25 protein-coding genes are annotated in these 21,465 nt (G+C 67.0%); 18 read left to right on the top strand and 7 right to left on the bottom strand.

Going from position 1 to position 21,465, the window contains the following annotated elements; translation table 11 throughout:
* Nucleotides 1-168 precede the first annotated feature (168 nt).
* The 4 genes from mftE to ACK8HH_RS14575 all read left to right on the top strand — a co-directional run bounded on the left by mftE (nt 169) and on the right by ACK8HH_RS14575 (nt 4,663).
* A complete protein-coding gene (gene mftE / locus ACK8HH_RS14590) occupies nt 169-882 on the top strand; it encodes a mycofactocin biosynthesis peptidyl-dipeptidase MftE (protein WP_039867067.1) in 714 nt (237 codons plus the stop codon).
* Nucleotides 879-2,294 (top strand): mycofactocin biosynthesis glycosyltransferase MftF, encoded by a 1,416-nt coding sequence (mftF, locus tag ACK8HH_RS14585; protein WP_278124821.1) that lies wholly within the window; start codon nt 879-881, stop codon nt 2,292-2,294. Before mftE ends, mftF begins: the two co-directional genes overlap by 4 nt.
* Before the next feature lie 18 nt (nt 2,295-2,312).
* Nucleotides 2,313-3,623, top strand: coding sequence for a mycofactocin system GMC family oxidoreductase MftG (gene mftG / locus ACK8HH_RS14580; RefSeq protein WP_062365902.1), 1,311 nt, complete (start codon nt 2,313-2,315; stop codon nt 3,621-3,623).
* Between the two features lie 200 nt (nt 3,624-3,823).
* Nucleotides 3,824-4,663 (top strand): PIG-L deacetylase family protein, encoded by an 840-nt coding sequence (locus ACK8HH_RS14575; protein ID WP_006895660.1) that lies wholly within the window; start codon nt 3,824-3,826, stop codon nt 4,661-4,663.
* Here ACK8HH_RS14575 and ACK8HH_RS14570 read toward each other — a convergent pair.
* The 7 genes from ACK8HH_RS14570 to ACK8HH_RS14540 form a co-directional block, all read right to left on the bottom strand.
* Nucleotides 4,642-5,307, bottom strand: a complete 666-nt coding sequence (locus ACK8HH_RS14570) for a vitamin K epoxide reductase family protein (protein ID WP_006895659.1) — start codon at nt 5,305-5,307, stop codon at nt 4,642-4,644. The two genes, ACK8HH_RS14575 and ACK8HH_RS14570, sit on opposite strands and share 22 nt — an antisense overlap.
* A 6-nt stretch (nt 5,308-5,313) precedes the next feature.
* The gene (locus ACK8HH_RS14565; RefSeq protein WP_006895658.1) at nt 5,314-6,063 is read right to left on the bottom strand and encodes a DsbA family protein; all 750 of its coding nucleotides are present in this window, start codon (nt 6,061-6,063) and stop codon (nt 5,314-5,316) included.
* Nucleotides 6,064-6,201: 138 nt separating this feature from the next.
* Complete coding sequence (locus tag ACK8HH_RS14560; protein ID WP_278124815.1) at nt 6,202-6,693, bottom strand: hotdog fold domain-containing protein; 492 nt, start codon at nt 6,691-6,693, stop codon at nt 6,202-6,204.
* A gap of 11 nt (nt 6,694-6,704) precedes the next feature.
* Nucleotides 6,705-8,138: a wax ester/triacylglycerol synthase domain-containing protein gene (locus ACK8HH_RS14555; RefSeq protein WP_006895656.1), complete on the bottom strand. Its 1,434-nt coding sequence runs from the start codon at nt 8,136-8,138 to the stop codon at nt 6,705-6,707.
* A gap of 96 nt (nt 8,139-8,234) precedes the next feature.
* Nucleotides 8,235-9,665, bottom strand: coding sequence for a wax ester/triacylglycerol synthase domain-containing protein (locus ACK8HH_RS14550; protein WP_278124812.1), 1,431 nt, complete (start codon nt 9,663-9,665; stop codon nt 8,235-8,237).
* 14 nt (nt 9,666-9,679) lie between these two features.
* Nucleotides 9,680-10,843, bottom strand: coding sequence for a lipid II:glycine glycyltransferase FemX (locus ACK8HH_RS14545; RefSeq protein ID WP_231875644.1), 1,164 nt, complete (start codon nt 10,841-10,843; stop codon nt 9,680-9,682).
* A 150-nt stretch (nt 10,844-10,993) separates the two neighbouring features.
* On the bottom strand, nt 10,994-12,361 hold the full coding sequence (locus ACK8HH_RS14540) for a wax ester/triacylglycerol synthase domain-containing protein (RefSeq protein WP_278124808.1): 1,368 nt from the start codon (nt 12,359-12,361) through the stop codon (nt 10,994-10,996).
* A 452-nt stretch (nt 12,362-12,813) separates the two neighbouring features.
* Between ACK8HH_RS14540 and rpsJ the strand changes: the two genes are divergently transcribed.
* The 14 genes from rpsJ to ACK8HH_RS14470 all read left to right on the top strand — a co-directional run bounded on the left by rpsJ (nt 12,814) and on the right by ACK8HH_RS14470 (nt 21,450).
* On the top strand, nt 12,814-13,119 hold the full coding sequence (gene rpsJ, locus ACK8HH_RS14535) for a 30S ribosomal protein S10 (protein ID WP_003938093.1): 306 nt from the start codon (nt 12,814-12,816) through the stop codon (nt 13,117-13,119).
* A 16-nt stretch (nt 13,120-13,135) separates the two neighbouring features.
* Nucleotides 13,136-13,792 (top strand): 50S ribosomal protein L3, encoded by a 657-nt coding sequence (rplC, locus tag ACK8HH_RS14530; RefSeq protein ID WP_006895652.1) that lies wholly within the window; start codon nt 13,136-13,138, stop codon nt 13,790-13,792.
* Nucleotides 13,789-14,448, top strand: coding sequence for a 50S ribosomal protein L4 (gene rplD, locus ACK8HH_RS14525; protein WP_006895650.1), 660 nt, complete (start codon nt 13,789-13,791; stop codon nt 14,446-14,448). Before rplC ends, rplD begins: the two co-directional genes overlap by 4 nt.
* Nucleotides 14,449-14,450: 2 nt before the next feature.
* Nucleotides 14,451-14,756, top strand: a complete 306-nt coding sequence (gene rplW, locus ACK8HH_RS14520) for a 50S ribosomal protein L23 (RefSeq protein WP_006895649.1) — start codon at nt 14,451-14,453, stop codon at nt 14,754-14,756.
* A gap of 32 nt (nt 14,757-14,788) precedes the next feature.
* Complete coding sequence (rplB, locus tag ACK8HH_RS14515) at nt 14,789-15,625, top strand: 50S ribosomal protein L2 (RefSeq protein ID WP_006895648.1); 837 nt, start codon at nt 14,789-14,791, stop codon at nt 15,623-15,625.
* A gap of 17 nt (nt 15,626-15,642) precedes the next feature.
* Nucleotides 15,643-15,924 carry a 30S ribosomal protein S19 gene (gene rpsS / locus ACK8HH_RS14510; protein ID WP_006895647.1) on the top strand — a complete coding sequence of 94 codons (282 nt, stop codon included), beginning with the start codon at nt 15,643-15,645 and terminating at the stop codon, nt 15,922-15,924.
* A gap of 2 nt (nt 15,925-15,926) precedes the next feature.
* Nucleotides 15,927-16,334, top strand: coding sequence for a 50S ribosomal protein L22 (gene rplV / locus ACK8HH_RS14505; protein WP_006895646.1), 408 nt, complete (start codon nt 15,927-15,929; stop codon nt 16,332-16,334).
* Nucleotides 16,335-16,337: 3 nt separating this feature from the next.
* Nucleotides 16,338-17,144 (top strand): 30S ribosomal protein S3, encoded by an 807-nt coding sequence (rpsC, locus tag ACK8HH_RS14500; RefSeq protein ID WP_006895645.1) that lies wholly within the window; start codon nt 16,338-16,340, stop codon nt 17,142-17,144.
* A gap of 4 nt (nt 17,145-17,148) precedes the next feature.
* Complete coding sequence (gene rplP, locus ACK8HH_RS14495; protein ID WP_006895643.1) at nt 17,149-17,565, top strand: 50S ribosomal protein L16; 417 nt, start codon at nt 17,149-17,151, stop codon at nt 17,563-17,565.
* On the top strand, nt 17,565-17,798 hold the full coding sequence (gene rpmC / locus ACK8HH_RS14490) for a 50S ribosomal protein L29 (protein WP_006895641.1): 234 nt from the start codon (nt 17,565-17,567) through the stop codon (nt 17,796-17,798). The genes rplP and rpmC overlap by 1 nt, the downstream gene beginning before the upstream one ends.
* Nucleotides 17,795-18,076: a 30S ribosomal protein S17 gene (rpsQ, locus tag ACK8HH_RS14485; protein ID WP_006895639.1), complete on the top strand. Its 282-nt coding sequence runs from the start codon at nt 17,795-17,797 to the stop codon at nt 18,074-18,076. The genes rpmC and rpsQ overlap by 4 nt, the downstream gene beginning before the upstream one ends.
* 208 nt (nt 18,077-18,284) lie before the next feature.
* On the top strand, nt 18,285-19,775 hold the full coding sequence (locus ACK8HH_RS14480) for an ATP-binding cassette domain-containing protein (RefSeq protein WP_045536400.1): 1,491 nt from the start codon (nt 18,285-18,287) through the stop codon (nt 19,773-19,775).
* The gene (locus ACK8HH_RS14475) at nt 19,775-20,593 is read left to right on the top strand and encodes an ABC transporter permease (protein WP_006895637.1); all 819 of its coding nucleotides are present in this window, start codon (nt 19,775-19,777) and stop codon (nt 20,591-20,593) included. The genes ACK8HH_RS14480 and ACK8HH_RS14475 overlap by 1 nt, the downstream gene beginning before the upstream one ends.
* Entirely contained in the window at nt 20,590-21,450 is an 861-nt protein-coding gene (locus tag ACK8HH_RS14470) for an ABC transporter permease (RefSeq protein ID WP_006895635.1), read from the top strand. The genes ACK8HH_RS14475 and ACK8HH_RS14470 overlap by 4 nt, the downstream gene beginning before the upstream one ends.
* Nucleotides 21,451-21,465 lie beyond the last annotated feature (15 nt).

The following is a 21,465-nucleotide window of genomic DNA, read 5'->3' as shown; positions in this document are numbered from 1 at the left end:
ACAGGTATCACCACGACCTGACGGCGTGGTCTGGGTCACGTGCGGTCGTCACTATACACGTGTACCGGATTCGCACTGATGGTGTCAGTGGTTCGGATGAGGCGCGCAGACCGGCAAAAGGGCCCCAACGGTTCCCTAGCCAGGGGGCACGTCGGTAACGTTGTCGCAATGACACCGGCGACCGAATTGGCGTCCCGGACGTGGCATGAACTGGTCGGGGCCGAGCCGACGTTAGTCGTGCCGGTCGGGGCTGTCGAACAGCATGGCCCGCATCTGCCGCTCGACACAGATGCGCGCATTGCAGACGCCGTGTCGCGCGAAGCGGTTGCCGCACTGGATGATTCGTCGGATGTTCTGGTGGCGCCGTCGATCTCGTACGGCGCTTCGGGCGAGCACGAGGGCTTCCCGGGGACCGTCTCGATCGGGCGTGAGGCCCTCCGACTGCTGGTTCTCGAGTACGGGCGCAGCGCGATGCGCTGGGCCGGTCGGCTGCTGTTCGTGAACGCCCACGGCGGCAACGCGCACGCGATCGCGGACGCCGTCGCGCGGTTGCGCTACGAGGGACGCGACGCGGCCTGGTTTCCCTGTGCGTTCCCGTCGGCCGACGCGCATGCCGGCCTCACCGAGACGAGCGTGGTACTGGACCTCGCGCCGGAGTCGGTCCGCCGGGACCTGCTCGCGGCCGGGAACACGGCGCCGATCGCCGAACTGCTCGATCCGATGCGAAAGGGTGGCGTCGCGGCCGTCTCGGCCACCGGAGTGCTCGGCGATCCCACTGCCGCGAATCCGGCGCTCGGTCGTCGGCTCCTTGCGGACCTGGCCGGGCAGTTGGCGGAATCGGTGCGTGCCTGGGACGTCGACGAGGCGGGGAGGCTTCGGTGACGCCACCGGTGAACGCCGACCTCCCGGTAGGGTTCCAGGTCCAGATCGATCCGCGCTGCGTTCGGCGCGGCGACCTCCGCAACCTGGTCGGCGGCTCGCCGCTGCGGGTGCTGAAGCTCTCGGATGCAGCGCTGGGGATGACTTCCGCGGACGGTCGGATCGAAGTCAGCGACGCCGGGACGCGCAGCCTCGCCCGAACCCTGCTCGACGCCGGAATCGCACACCCGCGCCCGATGGTCGGACCCAAGGAGTGCGAGGTCACGGTGGTGATCCCGGTGCGCGACAATCAGGCGGGTGTGGACCGACTCGTCGAAGCGCTTCCCGGGCTGCGGGTGATCGTGGTGGACGATGCCTCGTCGCGGCCGATGACTGTTCCCGACGACGAACGCCTCCGTGTGATCCGGCTGGAGGTGAACGCGGGGCCCGCGGCCGCGCGCAACGCCGGTTTCGACGCCGCCGACACCGAGTTCGTCGCCTTCCTCGACTCAGACACCCGCCCGTGCGGTGAGTGGCTGACGATGCTGCTGAGTCACTTCTCCGATCCCGCGGTCGCGATCGTCGCACCGCGGATCGTCGGACTCGGCGACACCGCGGGCCGCGACGGACGGACGCCGGTGGCGGCCTACGCGAACAGGTACTCCTCACTGGACATGGGGCCGAATGAGGGCCCGGTGCGGCCGGGCACTCCGATCGCGTACGTGCCGAGCGCGGCGATGGTGGTGCGTCGCGCCGCCTTCGCCCGGTTCGATGAGTCGCTGCGTGTAGCTGAGGACGTCGATCTGTGCTGGCGCACGCACGCGGCCGGTTGGGTGGTCCGATACGACCCGGTCGCGCACGTCGCACACGACCATCGGCAGTCGCTCCGGGCGATGCTCGACCGCCGTCGCTTCTACGGCACCGGCGCGGCTGAACTCGCGAGTCGGCATGATCGGTTGGCCGCTCCGGTGATGACGAGCATTCCGCTGGCGGTCGCGGTGGTGTCGCTGCTGACTCGGACCAGGATCGGCCTGGGAGTGGCGATGCTGGTCTCCGGCTGGATCTTCGGTCGCATCCGGAAGCCGCTCGCAGGCGTGCCGGCGCGTGACCTCATCGCAGCGCGCAACGTCGGCCGAGCGCTGGGCTACGGTGTCCTGCAGATCTGGTCGGCGGCCCTGCGTCACTACTGGCCGCTGTCGCTGCTCGGTCTGGTGGTCTCGTCGCGATTCCGACGGTGGTTCCTTGAGGCCGCGGTGGCCGAGGCTGCGGTGATGTGGTTGCGATCCCGGATCGCCGAGCCGTCGTCGCCGATGGTGGAACCGGTGGGGTACTCGGTGATCCGGCGGCTCGACGACTTCGCCTACGGACTCGGCCTGTGGCAGGGTGCGGTGACCAATCGCGACTGGTCGGCGCTGCGGCCTGTCGTCACCCGCTGACACGGACCGCGTGAGGCGATGAGCGGCCACCGGGCGCGTGCCGTCGAGACCGCCGACGTGGTCGTCGTGGGAGCGGGCAGCGCCGGGTGCGTGGTGGCCGATCGGCTGTCGCGCGATGCTGGCAGGAAGACCCTGCTTCTCGAGGCGGGGCATGCCCTACCTCCGCGTACGGCGGTGACCGCGATGAGCCGGCTGCCGATCGCGCCGGGAAGCGAGCGCGTGCGGCGAGTGCGGGAGCGGCGCGGACGCGATGTGGTGCGCGGCTATGGCGCCGGCGGGTCGTCCGCGGTCAACGGCGGCTATTTCCTGCGCGGACACCGCGACGACTATGCGGCGTGGCCGTGGCCGGCGAGCCGGATCGACGACGCCTTCGACGTGCTCGACGGCGGTGCCGCCGGGGGCGGGGTGATGCGCGTGCGGGAGGTTCTCGACGGCGAACTCGGTCCGGCGGGGTCGGCCTTCGAGACTTATTGGCGAACCCGCGTGGCCGCGGGACCCGAGGGCGCTTGGCCGGTGGTCGGCGTGAATCGGGTCCGCAGCAACAGCATCCGCGACGGGGGAGTGTTACGGCGGTGGACGGCGATGGATGCCTTCGCCCCCGCGGTCCGAGGCGGGAGCGAGGTGATATCGCTGGCCTCTGCGGGTGGACGGGTGACGGGAGTGCACACCGCCGCCGGGCGCATCGACGCCGCCACCGTGGTGCTCACCGCGGGCACGCTGGGCACGGCAGAGCTGGTGTTGCCGCTGCTGGGCGGGGAACTGTCGGTGTACGAGCATCCCGAATCGCTGGTGCGCTTCGCCGCTCGGCGCCCCCTCCGGACGCAGGTGCTGCTGCCGACCGTGGTGCACACCGCAGACGGCCTCGAAATCCGCTGCTACAGCGATGATTTCGCGTCGTTCATCGATGGGATTCCAGCCGGGGGCGTCCCGATCGGAGTCGCGGACATGACTCACGGCACCACCGGGCGCATCGGCATCGAGGGCGATGAGGTGGTGATCGATCTCGGTGTGCCCGACGCCGGCGGTCTCGAGCGGTTGTCGGAGGGAGTTGACGAGGTGCTGGAGATGCTGCACTCGCCGGCGTTCGACGGCCTCGTCGAGCCGGGATCGGTGACGGTGGATCCGGTGGTCGGGCTGTCGTCACATGCCTGGGGGACGCTCCCGCTGGGGGCGACCGTGGCACCGGACGGTTCCGTTCACGGCGTTCCCGGGCTCCACGTCGCCGACGGGTCGGTGCTGCCCGCGCCGCTGCGTTCGGGGCCGCACGCGAGTGTGATGGCGACGGCGGCGCTGATCGCCGAGGAACTGGTGGCGGGCGAGTCGGTCTGATCTGCCCGCGCCGAGTCGGGCGATCAGATGAAGTTCGTCGCGCCGCTTCCGGAAGGTCGGAGAAGGTCGGCACCGGATCGGCCGGAAACCGCAGTTCACGGGGGTTCTCTGCTGTAAAATCCGTTGGCCTGCCTGGTCAGCGCATTATCCGGCTGAACGACCGATTCTGATGGTCCACACCGGCCATTAGCGTCGGCGCGATGATGAGTGAGCGCGATTACCAAGAGCGGTCGCTGGCGGCGGTGATGAGCGGTGAGGCGAGGTGTGCCTTCCTCTTCGCACACTACGACGACAGCGTCTTCGACGCCTTTCACGCCATGGCGCATGCGAGCGGCGGAGCCATCGACATAGTCCTGTGCACCGAGTGCCCACGGGGTCGATGGGGCGAGTTCCGTCGACGATCGCTGCCGCCGGCGCTTCGCAACTCATTGCCGGTGAAGGTCGCGGCCAGATTCGTGGGCCGTCCGGTATTCGCCGAGTGGGACTACTACTGCGGACTCGCACTGACACCGGCCGAAGTGATCGACGTGCGCAGAGCCGAGCACGCCGCGGCGTGTGCAGCGGCGGGCGTACCGACGTTCGCCCTGGGCGATTACGAGGTGCAGTACTCGCGGTCGAGCCGCACGCGCTATCGACACGCGGTCGACGCGGCGACGGCACTGCTTCGGGATCACGATGTTCAGACGATCGTCACGCACCCCGCCTCCGCTCGTCATCCGGATCACCGACGCACGCATCGGTTGGCGCAGGAATGCCGCGAGCGCACCGGCGTCGATCTGGTGACGGTGTGCGAGCGGCCGTACACGGTGTGTTCGGAGGCCGACGGGTGCCGGGAGGTCGAGACCGACTCGGCGCTCGTCGCCTCACTGCTCCCGCTGGCGGATGAGGAGTGGGCGGGAAAGCTGGCCGCGACCAACGAGTACCGTACCCAGATCGGCGGACTCGAGAAGACCTTCGGATCGGCGTGGATGGACCGTGACCGACTCGGCGTCGAGTGCTATCACAGCCTCTGCGGCTCTCAGATCAGCGTGCGCCAGTAGTCCCAGAACTGGACGGTGATCATGGCGATCACGACCACGTAGTAGACGGGCAGCGCGATCCACAGCCACTCGCGGGCCGACCGGCCGCCGCGCGAGTCGGGCAGCACGCGCGAGATGCTGAGGATCAGCACCACCGGCATCAGCGTCCACACCACCATGCAGTACGGGCACAGCGCGTGAATGCGGTAGAGGCTCTGGAAGATCAAGTAGCCGACGAAGACCTGGCCGAGTGCCGAGACGACGGCCTGTCCGGCCCAGTACCAGCGTGGCAGTCGGACTCGTGCGATCGACAGCACGGCGGTCACCAGGATCACCGCGAAGGCGGGCAGGCCGAGCAGCGGATTCGGGAATCCGAAGAACTTGCCCTGATCGGTCACCATCACCGATCCGCACGAGATGATCGGATTGATGCTGCACGCGGGCGTGAACGACGGATCGATGAGCAGTTGGATGCGGTCGAGCGTCAGTGCGACCGCGGCAGCCATCCCGAGAACACCGCACACCAGCAGCACCCAGGCGGCCACCACGGGCACCGGGCGACGCTCTCGCCAGAAGCCCCGGGGGGCGGGCGGTGCGGTCTCAACGTCGCTCGCCGTGACTACGGGCGAACCGTCCTCGATCTCGGCCGGCGTCTCATCCGTCATGGCGGGCTACTTCGCGAGGGCCGCGTTGACGGCGTCGGTCAGGCCCTGCGGTCCCGCCTGCGGGTCGAACTGCTGTCCGTTGATGCGGATCCACGGAGTGCCCTGGAACTCGGGATTGCTTGTCGTGTCGGCGGTCTGCTTGGCCACCCACTGACCGAACTGGTTGTTCTCGATGCAGTCGGTGATGCCTTCCGCGCCGGCCTGCTTGGCGAGCGAGATCAGTTCGCTGTCCGGGAGTCCGGCGCCGCCCTCCTCGGGCTGGTTGGTGAAGAGGAGATTGTGGAACTTGAGCCAGATGCTCCAGTCGCCGTTCTTGGCGGTCGATTCGGCGACGCACGTGGACGCGTTCATGGCGCGGCTGGAGTAATTCGTGGTCGACATCCGGTCGAGGAATGCGATCGGGTGGTAGTCGACAGCGACCTGCGGGTTCTTCTCGAGTTCGGCGAGGGTGCCGCCGAAGCTCTGCTCGAAGGCACGGCACCCGGGGCACTGGAAGTCCTCGACGGTGGTGATGACGACCTTGGGCTCCGTGCCCGCCGGCGCACTGGTGATCCGGATGGAGCCGTCCGGCCGCATCACGGTGGGCGTGTCGGAACCGCCGGTGGTCGAGGCGCTGTCCTTGTTGTGGTTGATCGCCCAGAACGTGACGCCGACTGCGATGACGATCAGCACCACCGCCGCACCGATTTTGTAGATGAGGGAACGGCGGCGCTCGGCCTGCCGAGGATCGATGACGGTCCGGTTCTTCTGGGCCACGATTCTCTTCCTCCGCTATTGCTCAGCGAGTCTCCGGCCACCCTGTGTGTCCGGCGGTTACGAGTGCAACCCTACTGGCAGTCGACTGAGAAACTCATTACAGACCTGCGGAAAGGACCAAGGGCGTGCCTGATTCGGTCACTTCGGCGTCACCCAGGTGGTGATGTCGCAGTGGACCACCTCGGTTCCCGCAGTATCGAGGATCCGGATCGTGACCATCACTTCACGACCCTCGGTGATGGTCGAGAAGTCCACCGGTTCGGCCAACTCCGCGTGGGCGGTCAGTCGCGTGGTGGCCTTGGCGAGGTACTGCGTGCTCATCGCCTTGGGGATCCAGCGGTGCCCCGTCGGCACGGTGGCCTCCATCAACATCCCCATCGCGGTCTCGGCGAGATTGCAGGCCGCGATGGCGTGAAAGGTTCCGAGGTGGTTGTGAACGCCGAACCAGTTGGGCGCCGAGACACGGCAGTATCCGGGTTCCATCTCCTCGACGAGCGGGAGAATGGTGCCGAAGTACGGCACGCGCGCGACCATGCCGAGCGAGAACAGTGCGTTGCCGAGCCGACCACCGGGCAGACGCTTGCGGAGGGAGTACGTCGCACTGTTGGTGTTACCGGGAGTTGCAGTCATGAGTCCCGATGCTATCGGGCAGTCGCGCCGAGCGCGGCGTCGCGCAGTCCCTCATACGAGCTCCGCAACGCGGCTGCATACCGCTCGGGGTCGGGAATCAGATCGCGGTCGCAGAGAGCGGTGATCCCCATCCATTCACCTGCCACATTGTGGGCGTGTGAGAGGCCTGTGCCGTTGAGCGGACCGAAGACGACGCTGCACGCGCGGGAACGGCCGAAGAACTGCGGGTCGAAGGGCAGCCGAAAGCTGGTCATGACGGAGGTGTTGAACGGTTTGCCGTCGGGTTCCGTGCGCCTCGGATACCCGCGAGCGTCTTCCCTCAGTCTGCGCAACGCGCGGGCGACGAACCCCGGCGGCACATATCTCGCGGTGATGTCGTCGGCCGTGGCCTCGATCGGGTGACTCAGCCGCTCGCGTTCCCCGAGCACGGCGTCATGGACCGCTCGAAGCCGTTCGAGCGGGTCGACAACCGTGCTGTGCAGGTCCACCGTCATCATGACGAACCGGTTGTTGCCTTCGGTCGTGTCGTCTGACGCGAGCGAGCCGTCCGCGGTCTTCGGTCGCACGGTCATTGGAACCGAAGCGACCAGAGATCCCGCAGGTGTTGAACCGATCGCGTCGAGGTAGTCGTGCATCGCCCCACCGATCACGGTGAGGGCGATGTCATTGATCGTCGCCGAGCCGGCAGCACTGCGAATGTCGCGTACCTGCTGCCAGGGAAGGTGAGTGGCCACTACTGCCCGGCGCGGTCCGACGGGCCCATCGATCGGCGTAGGCGTCGGTTCCGAAGGAGGCAATGGATAGTCGGCGTCGCCGCGCGCCGACTCCAACTCGGCGAGAGTTCGGCGGTGTTCATCCGCCGCGCTGATGAAGTCGCCGACCGAGCGGCGGATCCGGCGGAGTATCGCGTGGCCGCGGTCGCCGGGGACGGAGATCGGGGCGAACGGTCCATTCGCGCCGGGGAGTTCGGAGCCGAACAGCGCGGCGTAGATGGTCTGCATCTCGATTCCGTCGGCCGCGGCGTGGTGCACGCGCAGCGTGATCGCGACGCCCGATCGCCTGACCGGGCCGAACCCGTCTGGGCAGGGAATGACGTGGACCTCCCACAGCGGTCGCGTCAGGTCCATCGGGGTCTCGGCCAATTCCCCGAGCAACCCGAGCACGCCGCTTTCAGAGACGGCAGGGTGAAGGAACACGTGGTGCTCGAATCGGAAGTCGTCGTCTTCGATCCACACGGGATAGTCGAGGTCGAGAAATGACCGCTTGAGACATCTGCGGAAGATCATCCCGGTGGTTCGAGCGCGGAACCAGTCCGTCACGGCCTCGGCGGGCAATTCCGTGGCAGGGTCGTCGACGACGAAGAATTGGGTGGCGACGTTCATTTGGCGCGACCGCGGTCCGTCCGTGTATACGAACAGGGCGTCTTTGGGTTGCAGACGTGCCATCGAGGACTCTTCCGATCGTGACGGTGGGGAGTCTGCGGACGTGGGCCCGGGGCGGAGAGCAGGCACGGCCGGTGGACTTGGGGCGATCGCCCGATGTTATCCGGCAGTGGTGCCGAGGATGGCGTTCCGGAGATCTGCGTATGCCGCATCGAGCGCTGACGCGTACTCGGACGGGTCCGGTACGAGATCGGTGTCGCACAGCGCCGTGACCCCGCACCAGTCGTCGCCGGCACCGTGCGCGTGGGAGATGCCCGTGCCGTTGATCGGCCCGAATCCCAGCCCGCAGGCCTGCCGACAGTCCAGGAGGCGGAGTTCGAACGGCAGCCGGTAAGCAGTCATCACCGACGTATTGAAAGGTCGGTCGTCGGGCTCGTCACGCCGTGGATAGCCGCGGGAGTCTTCTGTTCGTCGTCGCAGTGCCCGGATCAGGAAGCCGGGCGGTACGTAACTGACGGTCGCATCCGCGGATGCCTCGGCCCGGTGGCTGAGCCTGAGGCGCTCGCCCAGCACTGCGTCGTGGACCGCTCGCAGCCGGGCGATCGGGTCCGGTTGGGTGCTGTGGAGGTCGACCGTCATCATGACGAACCGGTTGTTGCCCTCACCATCGTCGTCGGTCACGGTGCCGTCGGCCTCCCGTGGCCGTACCGTCATGGGAACCGACGCCACCAGTGAGCCTTCCGGCGGGCTCCCGACAGCGCAGAGGTAGTCGTGCATCGCCCGGCCGATCACGGTGAGAACAAGGTCGTTGACGGTGGCCTCGCCGGCACTGCGGCGGATCTGTCTGACCTCCGTCCACGGCCAGTAGACGACGGCCACGCCACGCTTGGGGCCGACCGGACCGTCGATCGGGGTGACGGTCCGGTCTGTCGGCGGCACCGGGTAGTTTTCGGCGGCGCGCACCGTTGTTCTCTCATCGAGCGCGGCGCGATAGTCGCGAACGGCCCGACGGAAGTCAGTGATCGATCGAACCACCTGCGTGAGCGCTCCCGCCGCGGTGTGGCAGTCGGACCCCGGTAACAGCTCCCGTTCGGAGTTTCCGGCCGACGATTCCTGCCCGAAGAGACTGGCGAGGATCGCCTGGACGGCGATCCCGTCCGCAGCGGCGTGGTGGATGCGGACGGCCACGGCGAAGCCCTGGTCCGCTATCGGGCCGAATCCGTCGGGGCACCGGCTCACATGGATCTCCCACAGTGGACGGGACAAATCCATAGCGGATTCGGCCAGTTCTCCGAGGAACTCGAGGAAGCCGTCCGAGGTCATCGGGTCGTGCATGAACAAATGGCGATCGAGACGGAAGTCGTCGTCGTGCACCCAGACGGGGTACTCGAGGTCGAGCATCGACCGTCGGAGCCTGCGACGAAAGAGTGGCCCGCGCGTGCGTGCGGCGAACCACTCGTGCACGGCGGACTCCAGCGGCAGGTCGTGATCAGCGGCGCTCACGAAGAAACCACAGCACACGGTGATCTGACGAGATCGCGGTCCGTCGGTGTAGACGAACATCGCGTCCTTGGGCTGTAGGCGTTCCATCGTGGGACCTCGGTTCAGTGGCGCAGCAGTGCGCGGACGGAGTTCGCCGGAGCCCACCGAAACCAGTCCAGGTCGGGGTTGGCGATGACAGGACGGCGGCGCAATGCCGCTATGCCAGGCGACCGGGCCATCGTCATGAGGACGTGGTCGGCGGTGTCGAGCAGCACGGTGCGGAGCCTGCTGACGGGACGTTGGTAGCAGCCGACGTAGTCGACGACGTTCTTGCTGAAGCTGAGCTTGAATTGACCCACCCCGTGGAGTGGGTGCTCGGGTGTGTCGAGATGAGCGCGAGAGGGCGACCCGTACAAGTCGTACTCGGTGCAGCCGTTCTCGCGCGCCCACCTCATGATCTCCCATTGGACGGCGTGCCCGGCGCCGGTGGTCCCGAGGCCGCTCGAGGAACTGTCGTCCGATGCACTGCGCACGGAGGCGCCGGTCAGGTAGAGGGCGCGATGACCGAATCTGAGTGCGAAAGCCGTGGCGACCACCTCTCCTCGCCGGCGGGCGAAGAACAACTGACCGGCGCCGGACTTCTGCAGGTGCTGGTACGTCGTCGTCGCAGTGTGGAGATCGGGTATCCCGAATCGTCCGTTCGCGGTGGATCGGAGGAGATCGAAATTGATTCGGCAGTTCGCATCGGTCGCCTCGACCCGCTCCACCACCACATCCTCACGGGTCGCACGCTTGATCCATCGCCGGGCCCGCGTGCTGAATCTGGCCAGGACATCCTCGTCCGTGCCACTCAGATCGACCAGGATGGTGTGCTCGATGGTCCAGGTCATCGTCCGACTCAGACCGTGTGCGATCAGGGTAGCCTCAGCCTGCTCGGAGGCGGGAATATACGGATCGACGCGAATCGTCATCACGCCGAGTTCAGCAGCCAGCGGGGTGAGTGAATCGACGACGAGAACGAGGTCCTCGACCGAGGTGACACCCGGACCGGGGATCTGCCAGTAGTCGCCGAGCGTCGGGACAGTCGCGACCACAGCCAACACAGCCAGGTCGCCGACCATCAGATATTCGACGTGATGCCCTGCGAGCTGCTGGGTGTGTGCGAACGCGCGAGACCGGAAGACCGAACCTCCATCGGGGTTGGCGCGGATCAGGTCGTCCCATCGCTCGATCTCGCCGGCTGTCGCCTGTCTGGCCTCGCCGAGGGCGAACGTCGCGTTCTTCACATCTGTATCCGACTTACACATCCCGCGCTTCTCGGTGCTGCTCCTCTTTCTGAAAACGCATGAGAATGCAGCCTATCGCCGCCCTGGGTACGCGGTCAGTCGCACGTTCGGCCCAATTCCGTCCGCGGAGACGGGGCGGGCGCCCGGAGTTCAGTGGATGGTGTTCACGCAGGCGTCGGTGAGAACGGCAGCGTGATGACGGAGCTTGCCGAGGTAGTCGTCCAAGTCGCGCAACGCGCTGAGGTCTGCCGTCACGTTGATCGTCAGCCGGTCGCCGAGCGAGGTGACCACATGCTGCAACGTCATCCGATCGCCGATGTTGAGCCACATCAACTGGTCGATCACCGGATCACCGAGGAAGGTGGCGTCGACGAGATCGCTGCGGACGTTGGAGATCAGCGTGGCGGCGGTGCTCGCGGCCGGGGAATCGACGCCTGCTTCGGCGACGCCGGATCGCTGAGCCCGTTTCCTGGACAGACCGAGGACAGTCGGTGCGAGCCGAGTCTGCAAGGCGCGGAAGGCGATCGCATCCTCACTGCGGACCCGCGCCTTGGCAGCCGCGGTCGAGGCGTGTACTCGCCGGAGCCGCTCGATCGGGTCGGATTCGTCGCCGTGCAGTTCCACGATCTCCTCGGAGAACGAGTTGGCGTCAGCGGTCAGATCGTCGGCCTGGAAGGGCGACGCGGCGTACAGCGGCACCGCCGGCTCGCCGCCGTCGAGCTCCGTCAAGGTCTCGAACAGCGCCCGGCCGATGATCGCGGTGACCGCATCGTTGACGGTGGCTCCCGGAACAACGTCGCGGACCGCGCGGACCTCGCGCAGACTCAACGGCACCGAACCGATGTGAATCGGTCCGCGCAGGGCGTGGTTGAAGCGCGTTCCCCGGGGGAGTTCGACCGACTTCAGGTTGGCCGCGTGCCGTGACAGACCCGGCAGCGCCGCGAGATGACGCACCAGTGCGGCCGGGATCGACAGCGCCGATCTCAGGTTCCCGGGCGGTCGGTGGCCGGGGACGGCCGGAGCGGGCACCGGCTCGTCGCGCATCGCGCGGCGCATGACCGCGGCGATCTTGGTTCCGTCGCCGGCCGCGTGATGGGTGCGCAGCACCACCAACGTGACAGGTTCGGAGTAGTCGAGACCCATGCCGGTCACGCCGGTGATCACCGTCAGATCCCACGGCGGCCGCGACAGATCGACCGGCGAGGACACCAGTTCCGCCACGATCCGCTCCGCGCCCGCCGGCTCGCCGCCGTCGACGACCCGGATGTGCGCGGCGACGTCGACCGACGGATCCGTGACCCAGTGCGGCAGGGCGGCGTAGCCCCATGAGTGCCGCAACGTGCGGGTGAACATCGGCCAGCAGTCGAGTCGCTCTCTCATCCAGGCGGCGACACGGGAGACGTCGAGTGACTCCCCGGTGGTGGCGACGACGTCGCAGTGAATGACGGACGTGACGGCGGGGGTCAGAGCGACGGTGTCGCGGACGCTCAGCGGGACGGCATCATGAATGTCGGTCATGCAGACGACAATAGTGTCGTCTGTTCGGACTATGTCGAGAAGTGCGAGACGTCAGTCGCGAGTCACGCACGGGATCGGGCGCGTCGGCGGATTTGAGCTCATCGGCGGGGTGGTGCATACTATTCAGGTTGCCTCGCGTAGGGGCGAACAAACTTCCAGGACCGCAAAGCGCGGATCCGGGCGTGTAACGCGGGACCCACAGTGTGGGCTCGGATGAATTCTCATCCGGGGAACCGGACCGACACGCCCGACCGCGGGTGCCGGAGGCGAAGCCGACGAGAGTCGGCAGCCGGACGAGAGTCCGGCACCGTACAACGACAGTAGAACAGCGTCGATCCGCCAAATGTCAAGGCGTGGTCATGTGGCATCAGTTGCCGCCCGTGAGTGATCTCGGGTGTGGAGTCACGCGGTGTTGTGCTGTCGAGAGATGAACAGACGGAAGAGGACACAGCGTGGCGGGACAGAAGATCCGCATCAGGCTCAAGGCCTACGACCACGAGGCGATCGACGCTTCTGCGCGCAAGATCGTGGAGACCGTGACCCGCACGGGTGCGCGCGTGGTCGGCCCGGTGCCGTTGCCCACCGAAAAGAACGTGTACTGCGTCATCCGTTCGCCGCATAAGTACAAGGACAGCCGCGAACACTTCGAGATGCGCACGCACAAGCGACTCATCGACATCCTCGACCCGACGCCGAAGACGGTCGACGCGCTGATGCGCATCGATCTCCCGGCGAGTGTCGACGTCAACATTCAGTGACGGGGGATTGGATCAAATGAGCAATCAGAATGCAACCAAGGGCATCCTGGGCACCAAGCTCGGCATGACCCAGGTTTTCGACGAGAACAACCGGGTCGTCCCGGTGACCGTCATCGCGACCGGCTCCAACGTCGTCACCCAGCTGCGCACCGCAGACCGTGACGGCTACACCGCCGTTCAGCTCGCGTACGGCGCCGTCGACCCCCGCAAGGTGAGCAAGCCGGTCGCCGGCCAGTTCGCCAAGGCCGGCGTCACCCCGCGCCGCCACCTCACCGAGATCCGTGTCAACGACATCTCGGAGTTCGAGGTCGGCCAGGAGCTGGGTGCCGACATCTTCGCCGAAGGCGTGAAGGTGGACGTGACCGGTACTTCCAAGGGCAAGGGCTTCGCCGGTGTCATGAAGCGTCACGGCTTCGCCGGTCTGGGTGCCAGCCACGGTGCGCACCGCGTGCACCGTTCGCCGGGCTCCATCGGTGGCTGCGCCACGCCGGGTCGTGTCTTCAAGGGCACCCGCATGGCAGGCCGCATGGGCTCCGACAAGGTGACCACGCAGAACCTGACCGTCCACAAGGTGGACGCCGAAGCCGGTCTGCTGTTGATCAAGGGCGCGATCCCCGGCCGCAAGGGCGGCATCGTGGTGGTCCGCGACGCAGTGAAGGGTGGCGCCAAGTGAGCACCGAAACCGCAACCAAGCTGACGCTCGACGTCCGCAACGCCGACGGCACCACCAATGGCACCGTCGACCTGCCGGCCGAGCTCTTCGACCAGACCGCGAACATCGCGCTCATGCACCAGGTGGTCGTGGCCCAGCAGGCCGCCGCCCGCCAGGGCACGCATTCGACCAAGACGCGTGGCGAGGTCTCCGGCGGCGGCGCCAAGCCGTACCGCCAGAAGGGCACCGGCCGCGCTCGTCAGGGCTCGATTCGCGCTCCGCAGTTCACCGGCGGCGGCACCGTTCACGGTCCGCAGCCGCGTGACTACACGCAGAAGGTCAACAAGAAGGTCAAGGCCGCTGCGCTGCGCGGCGCCCTGTCGGACCGTGCTCGCAACGAGCGCATCCACGTGGTGACCGAGCTCGTCGCCGGCCAGACCCCGTCGACCAAGGCTGCTCGCGAGTTCCTGGCGAAGCTGAGCGAGCGTCGCAAGTTCCTGGTGGTGCTGTCCCGTGAGGACGTCACCGCGTGGAAGAGCGTCGCCAACCTGGGCAACGTCCTGCCGATCGCGCCGGATCAGCTCAACACCTACGACGTCCTCGACTCGGATGAGGTCGTGTTCAGCGTTGAGACCCTGAACGCCTTCATCGAGCAGAACCAGAAGAAGGAGGCCTAGGAATGGCTACGCAGGCAGACCCGCGTGACATCATCCTGGCGCCGGTGATCTCGGAGAAGGCTTACGGGCTGATCGAAGACAACGTGTACACGTTCCTGGTGCACCCGGATTCGAACAAGACTCAGATCAAGATCGCCATCGAGCAGATCTTCGATGTGAAGGTCTCCAGCGTCAACACCGCCAATCGTCAGGGCAAGCGCAAGCGCACCCGTTACGGCTACGGCAAGCGCAAGAACACCAAGCGCGCCATCGTGACGCTGTCCGCTGACAGCAAGCCCATCGAGATCTTCGGGGGAGCGGTCTCCTGACCGCCCGCGAAGAAGAGTAGGGACTAAGACTCATGGCAATTCGTAAGTACAAGCCGACGACGCCGGGCCGTCGCGGATCGAGCGGTGCCGACTTCTCCGAGGTCACCCGTTCGCATCCGGAGAAGTCGCTGGTTCGTCCGCTGCACAGCACCGGCGGCCGCAACGCTCACGGCCGGATCACCACCCGCCACAAGGGTGGCGGCCACAAGCGCGCCTACCGTCTGATCGACTTCCGTCGTAACGACAAGGACGGCATCAACGCCAAGGTCGCGCACATCGAGTACGACCCCAACCGCACCGCGCGCATCGCGCTGCTGCACTACGTGGACGGTGAGAAGCGCTACATCCTGGCGCCGAAGAACCTGAAGCAGGGCGACGTCGTCGAATCCGGCCCCAACGCCGACATCAAGCCGGGCAACAACCTGCCGCTGCGCAACATCCCGACCGGTACCCAGATCCACAACGTGGAGCTGCGTCCGGGCGGCGGCGCCAAGATGGCTCGTTCGGCCGGCGCCTCGATCCAGCTGCTGGGCAAGGAGGGTCCGTACGCGACCCTGCGCATGCCCTCCGGTGAGATCCGCCGCGTCGACGTGCGCTGCCGCGCCACCGTCGGCGAGGTCGGCAACGCCGAGCAGAGCAACATCAACTGGGGCAAGGCCGGCCGTATGCGCTGGAAGGGCAAGCGCCCGACCGTCCGCGGTGTCGTCATGAACCCGGTCGACCACCCGCACGGCGGTGGTGAGGGCAAGACCTCGGGTGGTCGCCACCCGGTGAGCCCGTGGGGACAGCCTGAGGGCCGCACCCGCAAGAACAAGGCCAGCGACAAGATGATCGTCCGTCGCCGTCGTACCGGCAAGAACAAGCGATAACTAGGAGGAGGTAAAAAATGCCACGCAGCCTGAAGAAGGGCCCGTTCGTCGACGACCACCTCCTGAAGAAGGTGGATGCACAGAACGAGAAGGGCACCAAGCAGGTCATCAAGACCTGGTCGCGCCGCTCGACCATCATCCCCGACTTCATCGGTCACACCTTTGCGGTCCACGACGGTCGCAAGCACGTGCCCGTGTTCGTGTCCGACTCGATGGTGGGTCACAAGCTGGGCGAGTTCGCTCCCACCCGTACCTTCAAGGGTCACATCAAGGATGACCGGAAAGCGAAGCGCCGGTAACCATGACTACTGAGACTGAAAACGCAGTGCAGAGTGCACGGGCGACCGCGAAGTTCGTTCGCGTGACCCCGATGAAGGCACGCCGCGTCATCGACCTGGTTCGCGGAAAGAACGTGGACGAGGCTCTCGACATCCTGCGGTTCGCGCCGCAGGCGGCCAGTGAGCCGGTCTACAAGGTGCTCGCCAGCGCGGTCGCGAACGCTGAGAACAACGTGGGCCTGGACCGCCGGACGCTCGTCGTCTCGGAGGCCTTCGCCGATGAGGGCCCGACCCTGAAGCGGTTCCAGCCGCGTGCACAGGGCCGCGCCTTCCGCATCCGCAAGCGCACCAGCCACATCACCGTGGTCGTCGCCGCTGCGGAGAACGGCGGACGTGCTCGTTCGCGCCAGCAGAAGAAGAAGGGAGCCTAAACAGTGGGCCAGAAGATCAACCCGCACGGCTTCCGGCTGGGCATCACCACGGACTGGAACTCACGTTGGTACGCCGACAAGCAGTACGCGGAGTACGTCAAGGAAGACGTCGCGATCCGCAAGCTGCTGAGCACCGGCCTCGAGCGCGCCGGCATCTCCAAGGTGGAGATCGAGCGCACCCGTGACCGCGTCCGCGTCGACATCCACACCGCTCGTCCGGGCATCGTCATCGGCCGCCGCGGCGCCGAGGCCGATCGCATCCGCGGCGACCTGGAGAAGCTGACCGGCAAGCAGGTGCAGCTGAACATCCTCGAGGTCAAGAACCCCGAGGCCGACGCACAGCTCGTCGCGCAGGGCGTCGCCGAGCAGCTCAGCAACCGTGTGGCGTTCCGCCGCGCGATGCGCAAGGCCATCCAGTCGGCCATGCGTCAGCCGGGCGTCAAGGGTATCCGAGTCCAGTGCTCGGGTCGTCTGGGCGGTGCCGAGATGAGCCGCAAGGAGTTCTACCGCGAGGGACGCGTGCCGCTGCACACGCTGCGCGCCGACATCGACTACGGGCTCTACGAGGCACGTACCACCTTCGGCCGCATCGGCGTGAAGGTGTGGATCTACAAGGGCGATATCGTCGGCGGCCGTCGTGAGCTGGCCGCAGCCGCGCCCGCCGAGGATCGTCGCGGACCGCGTCGTCCGAGCCGTCCGCGCCGCGACGCGCGTGGTGGCCAGGGCGGTCGCAGCAGCGACGCTGCGCAGGCTCCGGCCGCCGACGCCACCGCGTCCGCTCCGGCGTCTGCAGAGAACCAGGAGGGCTGAGGCCATGTTGATCCCTCGCAGGGTCAAGCACCGCAAGCAGCACCACCCCAGCCTGAAGGGCCGGGCCAAGGGCGGAACCAAGGTCACCTTCGGTGACTACGGCATCCAGGCTCTGGAAGGTGCGTACATCACCAACCGTCAGATCGAGTCTGCTCGTATCGCGATCAACCGCCACATCAAGCGTGGCGGCAAGGTCTGGATCAACATCTTCCCGGACCGCCCGATCACGAAGAAGCCCGCCGAGACCCGCATGGGTTCCGGTAAGGGCTCGCCCGAGTGGTGGGTGGCCCCGGTGAAGCCGGGCCGCGTGCTGTTCGAGATGAGCTACCCCAATGAGGAGACCGCTCGCGAGGCACTGCGCCGCGCACAGCACAAGCTCCCCATGAAGACCCGAATCGTGACCCGAGAGGAGCAGTTCTGATGGCACTCGGAGTCGCTGCTTCTGAGCTCCGTGAGCTCAGCGATACCGACCTGGTCGCGCGCCTGAAGGAGTCGAAGGAAGAGCTTTTCAACCTTCGCTTCCAGATGGCCACCGGTCAGCTCGACAACAACCGTCGTCTGCGCACCGTGCGCCGCGAGATCGCGCGTGTCTACACCGTGATGCGTGAGCGCGAGCTGGGCCTCGCGTCCGGACCGGAGGGTGAAGACGCATGAGTGAGGACCAGAAGGTGAACACCGAAGATCGCGCCAGCCGCAAGGAGCGGATCGGCTACGTCGTCAGTGACAAGATGACCAAGACCATCACGGTCGAGCTGGAGGATCGTACGCGTCACGCGCTGTACGGCAAGATCATCCGCACGACCAGCAAGGTCAAGGCGCACGACGAGGAGCAGATCGCCGGCGTCGGCGACCGCGTCCGGATCATGGAGACCCGACCGCTGTCGGCGACCAAGCGCTGGCGTCTGGTCGAGGTGCTCGAGAAGGCCAAGTAGGCCCGATCGGCGCTTCGCGTACGACGAACATACGACCGCCCGTCCCGGGATTCCGGGGCGGGCGGTCGTCGTCGGAGTGGATGATCGTTCGCGTCGATCTGGCGGCGCCGGCCGATACCGTGGTGCACTGTCGATATACTGCGCCGGGTACCGCTTAGCGGCACCGGGCATCGACAGCCGATTGCCGCAACCGACTAGTTAGGACACCATGCCGGACGCTGGCCACAGGCGTGACGACGAATCGAATGCTCTTCGAAGCGGCGCGGAGCCACTGACGTCTGGCTCGGATGAGCTGTCCGACGTGCCCGGATGGGGATCCGACGAAGACGATCCCGTCGCCGAACAGTTGCGGGCATGGCGCTCCGAACTCGGTACGGGGACGGCCGGACCCGCGCCGTCGGCTGAGCGGGCGACTCCGACCCCGGTCCCGCGCGACGAGCCGCAGGAGACGGTGCACGAGGCGCGTCACTCCACGCCGAAGGAGGAGTGGACGCAGAATCCGATGACGGCGCCGTGGCTGCTCAACGGACTCGGCTTCCGCAAGGAGGAGCCGGAACTGGTGGAGCAGCGGCCGCGCCGCGCGCCGCGGATGCCCGAGGGCCGCAGCGCCGCGTGGGACGTCATCTCCGCGCAACAGCCGGTGGTGAAGCCGGCCGAACCGGAGATCAGCCCGGAGGAGGCTGCGCTCTCCGCTGCCCGTACGGTCTCGTTTCCGGCGCTCGACATGGTGCCCATCGGGGAGAAGGCCGGTCCGGTCGAATACGCGATCGAGGTCGATGGCCTGCGCAAGGTCTTCAACGACATGGTCGCCGTCGACGATGTGAGCTTCAAAGTGCCCAAGGGCAAGATCGTGGCACTGCTCGGACCCAACGGCGCCGGGAAGACGACCACGGTGAGCATGCTGTGCACCCTGCTGCGACCCACCTCGGGTACGGCGACCGTCAACGGATACGACGTCCTCAAGGACGCGGCGCAGGTCCGGCGGTCGATCATGCTCACCGGGCAGTTCGCCGCGCTGGACGAGTCGCTGACCGGGCGTGAGAACCTCGTGCTGTTCGGCCGGCTGATGGGACTGCGGAAGCCCGCGGCTCGGGCCCGTGCCGACGAGCTGCTGGAGTTCTTCTCTCTCGTCGCGGCGGCCGACAAACGGGTGGGCCAGTACTCCGGTGGCATGCGGCGGCGCATCGACATCGCCTGCGGGCTCGTCACCGAACCGAAGGTGGTGTTCCTCGACGAACCGACCACGGGCCTGGATCCGCGCAGTCGGCAGGACGTGTGGGAACTGGTGGAACAGCTGCGCGATTCCGGCGTCACCATCTTGCTGACCACCCAGTATCTCGAGGAAGCCGACATGCTGTCGGACAACATCGTGGTCATCGACAAGGGCCGGGTGATCGCCGAAGGCACCTCGGACGAGCTCAAAGCAGCGACCGGTGCGGCCTACTGTGAGGTGACACCCGCGCACCCGGCGTACCTGCCGCGGCTGCGGGCCCGCCTGGCCGATCTGCTCGGCGCCAACGCCAAGGACGACGGAGAGACGATCTCCGTCCCGGCGCCCGACGGTCCGGACACGCTCGCCGAGGTGATCCGGCGGACCGAGGCGGCACGGATCCCGCTGGCCGACATCGCCTTGCGCCGGCCTTCGCTGGACGAGGTGTTCCTGGCGCTGACTGATCCGAACAAGGACCGGGGCGCCTGATGGCCCACGAGGCGACCGTCGCTCCGCGGTTGTTCGGTCCGGACGGCGCGACCGCGCAGATCAGTCCGGTCCAGCAGTGGTGGACGCTGACCGGACGCGGACTGCGCAAGGTGGTCCGCAACGGCGAGATCGTGCTCGCCTTCCTCTCGCCGGCGCTGCTGGCGCTGTGCTTCTATCTCCCGCTGCGCAAGATCATGAATGCGCAGATGGACATGAACTATGCGCAGTACCTGATGCCGATCATCTTTCTGCAGTCGCTGGAGTTCACTGCCTCGTCGGCGGCGATGCGCTCGTCCTTCGACGGCTCGGAGGGCGTCAACACCCGCTTCCGCGCGATGCCGATGCGACCCGCGGTGCCACTGCTGGCGCGCACGGCCACCAATGCCGTGCTTCTCACGGTCTCGCTCGTGTGCGCCACCGTCGCGACCCTCATCATGGGGTGGCGGCCCGGCGGGGGAGTCACCGGAACTCTCGCGCTCTACGGAATCGGGGCGTTGATCGGTCTGCTGCTGGCGACGGTGGCCGACGGCATCGGCCTGATCGCGGGCAGCCCGCAGGCCACCAGCCAGACGATGGGTCTGCCGACGCTGATCCTGGGCATGCTGTCGACGGGATTCGTTCCGGAGGAACGGTTCCCCGAGTGGATCCGGCCGTTCGCTCGAAACCAGCCGATCTCCCAGTTCGCGGGAGTGATGCGTTCGGCCGACGACGGCACGCTGACGTGGCACCAGTTGTTCCCGTCGGTGTGCTGGATGATCGGGCTCGCGGTGGTCGCGGCCATCCTCCTCGGGATCTACATGCGGAGGAACGCGCGATGACCGATCAGTCGAGCACGGCGCCGGGCGCCGGGGAGACACAGGAAGCGATGGAGTTCCCGCCGGTGCAGTCGCCCGCGGAGACATCGCTGCGCGCCTGGATCACGCAGTCGGCGATCCTGACCGGCAGGCAGGTGATGGTGCTGGCGCGAGACATTCCGACACTCACCCAGATCCTGCTGTTCCCCGCGCTGAGCATGATCATGTTCAAGGTGGTGCTGGGCGACGTGATCGGTCAGGCGACGGGACAGAACAGCGCGTACGGCACCGTGCCGCTGGTGGTCCTGGTGGCGGCGATGTTCGGTTCGGTGGCGTCGGCCACCCGGCTCAACGTGGAGCGGCGCAGCGGGTTGCTGAGCCGGTTGTACGTGATGCCGATCAACCGATCGGCGGATCTCGCATCGCGGGTGGCCGCCGATTCGGTGCGAGTCCTGATCACTTCGGCGATCCTGCTCGCGGCGGGCCATCTCATCGGATTCCGGTTCACGCAGGGTGTGGGACCGGCCGTGGGACTGTTCGTGGTCGCGATGGCCTACGGCGCCGCGTACGGGATGCTCGCGCTCGCCTTGGCGGTGAACGCCGCCCCCGGTGCGCCGCTGGTGCCCTATCTCGGACTGTTGTCGAGCCTGCTGATGTTCTTCAATTCCGGATTCTCGCCGGTGGAGGCGTACCCCGATTGGCTTCAGCCGGTGGTGCAGAACCAGCCGATGACGCCTGCGATCGAACTGATGCGTTCGCTCGCCGCGGGCGGGCCGCTGATGGACAACGCGATCAAGGTGGCGTGCTGGGTGATCGGCATCTTCGCGGTCACGATTTATCCCGCTTTGCGCGGGTATCGCAAGGCTGCGGTGGGACACTGAGCGGTGTCGTGAGAC

Origin of the sequence: Gordonia sp. LUNF6 (genome assembly GCF_047041125.1) — a bacterium.
Lineage (GTDB): Bacteria > Actinomycetota > Actinomycetes > Mycobacteriales > Mycobacteriaceae > Gordonia > Gordonia sihwensis.
The sequence above is the reverse complement of the archived record's forward strand: the minus strand, read 5'-3'. Positions and strand labels throughout refer to the sequence as shown.

What these genes read in the sequence shown, in the direction of transcription:
- mftE (WP_039867067.1), top strand. Translation starts at nt 169, where the DNA reads ATGACACCGGCGACCGAATTGGCGTCCCGGACGTGGCATGAACTGGTC.
- mftG (WP_062365902.1), top strand. Translation starts at nt 2,313, where the DNA reads ATGAGCGGCCACCGGGCGCGTGCCGTCGAGACCGCCGACGTGGTCGTC.
- ACK8HH_RS14575 (WP_006895660.1), top strand. Translation starts at nt 3,824, where the DNA reads ATGATGAGTGAGCGCGATTACCAAGAGCGGTCGCTGGCGGCGGTGATG.
- ACK8HH_RS14570 (WP_006895659.1), bottom strand. Translation starts at nt 5,307, where the DNA reads ATGACGGATGAGACGCCGGCCGAGATCGAGGACGGTTCGCCCGTAGTC.
- ACK8HH_RS14560 (WP_278124815.1), bottom strand. Translation starts at nt 6,693, where the DNA reads ATGACTGCAACTCCCGGTAACACCAACAGTGCGACGTACTCCCTCCGC.
- ACK8HH_RS14555 (WP_006895656.1), bottom strand. Translation starts at nt 8,138, where the DNA reads ATGGCACGTCTGCAACCCAAAGACGCCCTGTTCGTATACACGGACGGA.
- ACK8HH_RS14550 (WP_278124812.1), bottom strand. Translation starts at nt 9,665, where the DNA reads ATGGAACGCCTACAGCCCAAGGACGCGATGTTCGTCTACACCGACGGA.
- ACK8HH_RS14540 (WP_278124808.1), bottom strand. Translation starts at nt 12,361, where the DNA reads ATGACCGACATTCATGATGCCGTCCCGCTGAGCGTCCGCGACACCGTC.
- rplC (WP_006895652.1), top strand. Translation starts at nt 13,136, where the DNA reads ATGAGCAATCAGAATGCAACCAAGGGCATCCTGGGCACCAAGCTCGGC.
- rplW (WP_006895649.1), top strand. Translation starts at nt 14,451, where the DNA reads ATGGCTACGCAGGCAGACCCGCGTGACATCATCCTGGCGCCGGTGATC.
- rplB (WP_006895648.1), top strand. Translation starts at nt 14,789, where the DNA reads ATGGCAATTCGTAAGTACAAGCCGACGACGCCGGGCCGTCGCGGATCG.
- rpsS (WP_006895647.1), top strand. Translation starts at nt 15,643, where the DNA reads ATGCCACGCAGCCTGAAGAAGGGCCCGTTCGTCGACGACCACCTCCTG.
- rplV (WP_006895646.1), top strand. Translation starts at nt 15,927, where the DNA reads ATGACTACTGAGACTGAAAACGCAGTGCAGAGTGCACGGGCGACCGCG.
- rplP (WP_006895643.1), top strand. Translation starts at nt 17,149, where the DNA reads ATGTTGATCCCTCGCAGGGTCAAGCACCGCAAGCAGCACCACCCCAGC.
- rpmC (WP_006895641.1), top strand. Translation starts at nt 17,565, where the DNA reads ATGGCACTCGGAGTCGCTGCTTCTGAGCTCCGTGAGCTCAGCGATACC.
- rpsQ (WP_006895639.1), top strand. Translation starts at nt 17,795, where the DNA reads ATGAGTGAGGACCAGAAGGTGAACACCGAAGATCGCGCCAGCCGCAAG.
- ACK8HH_RS14480 (WP_045536400.1), top strand. Translation starts at nt 18,285, where the DNA reads ATGCCGGACGCTGGCCACAGGCGTGACGACGAATCGAATGCTCTTCGA.
- ACK8HH_RS14475 (WP_006895637.1), top strand. Translation starts at nt 19,775, where the DNA reads ATGGCCCACGAGGCGACCGTCGCTCCGCGGTTGTTCGGTCCGGACGGC.
- ACK8HH_RS14470 (WP_006895635.1), top strand. Translation starts at nt 20,590, where the DNA reads ATGACCGATCAGTCGAGCACGGCGCCGGGCGCCGGGGAGACACAGGAA.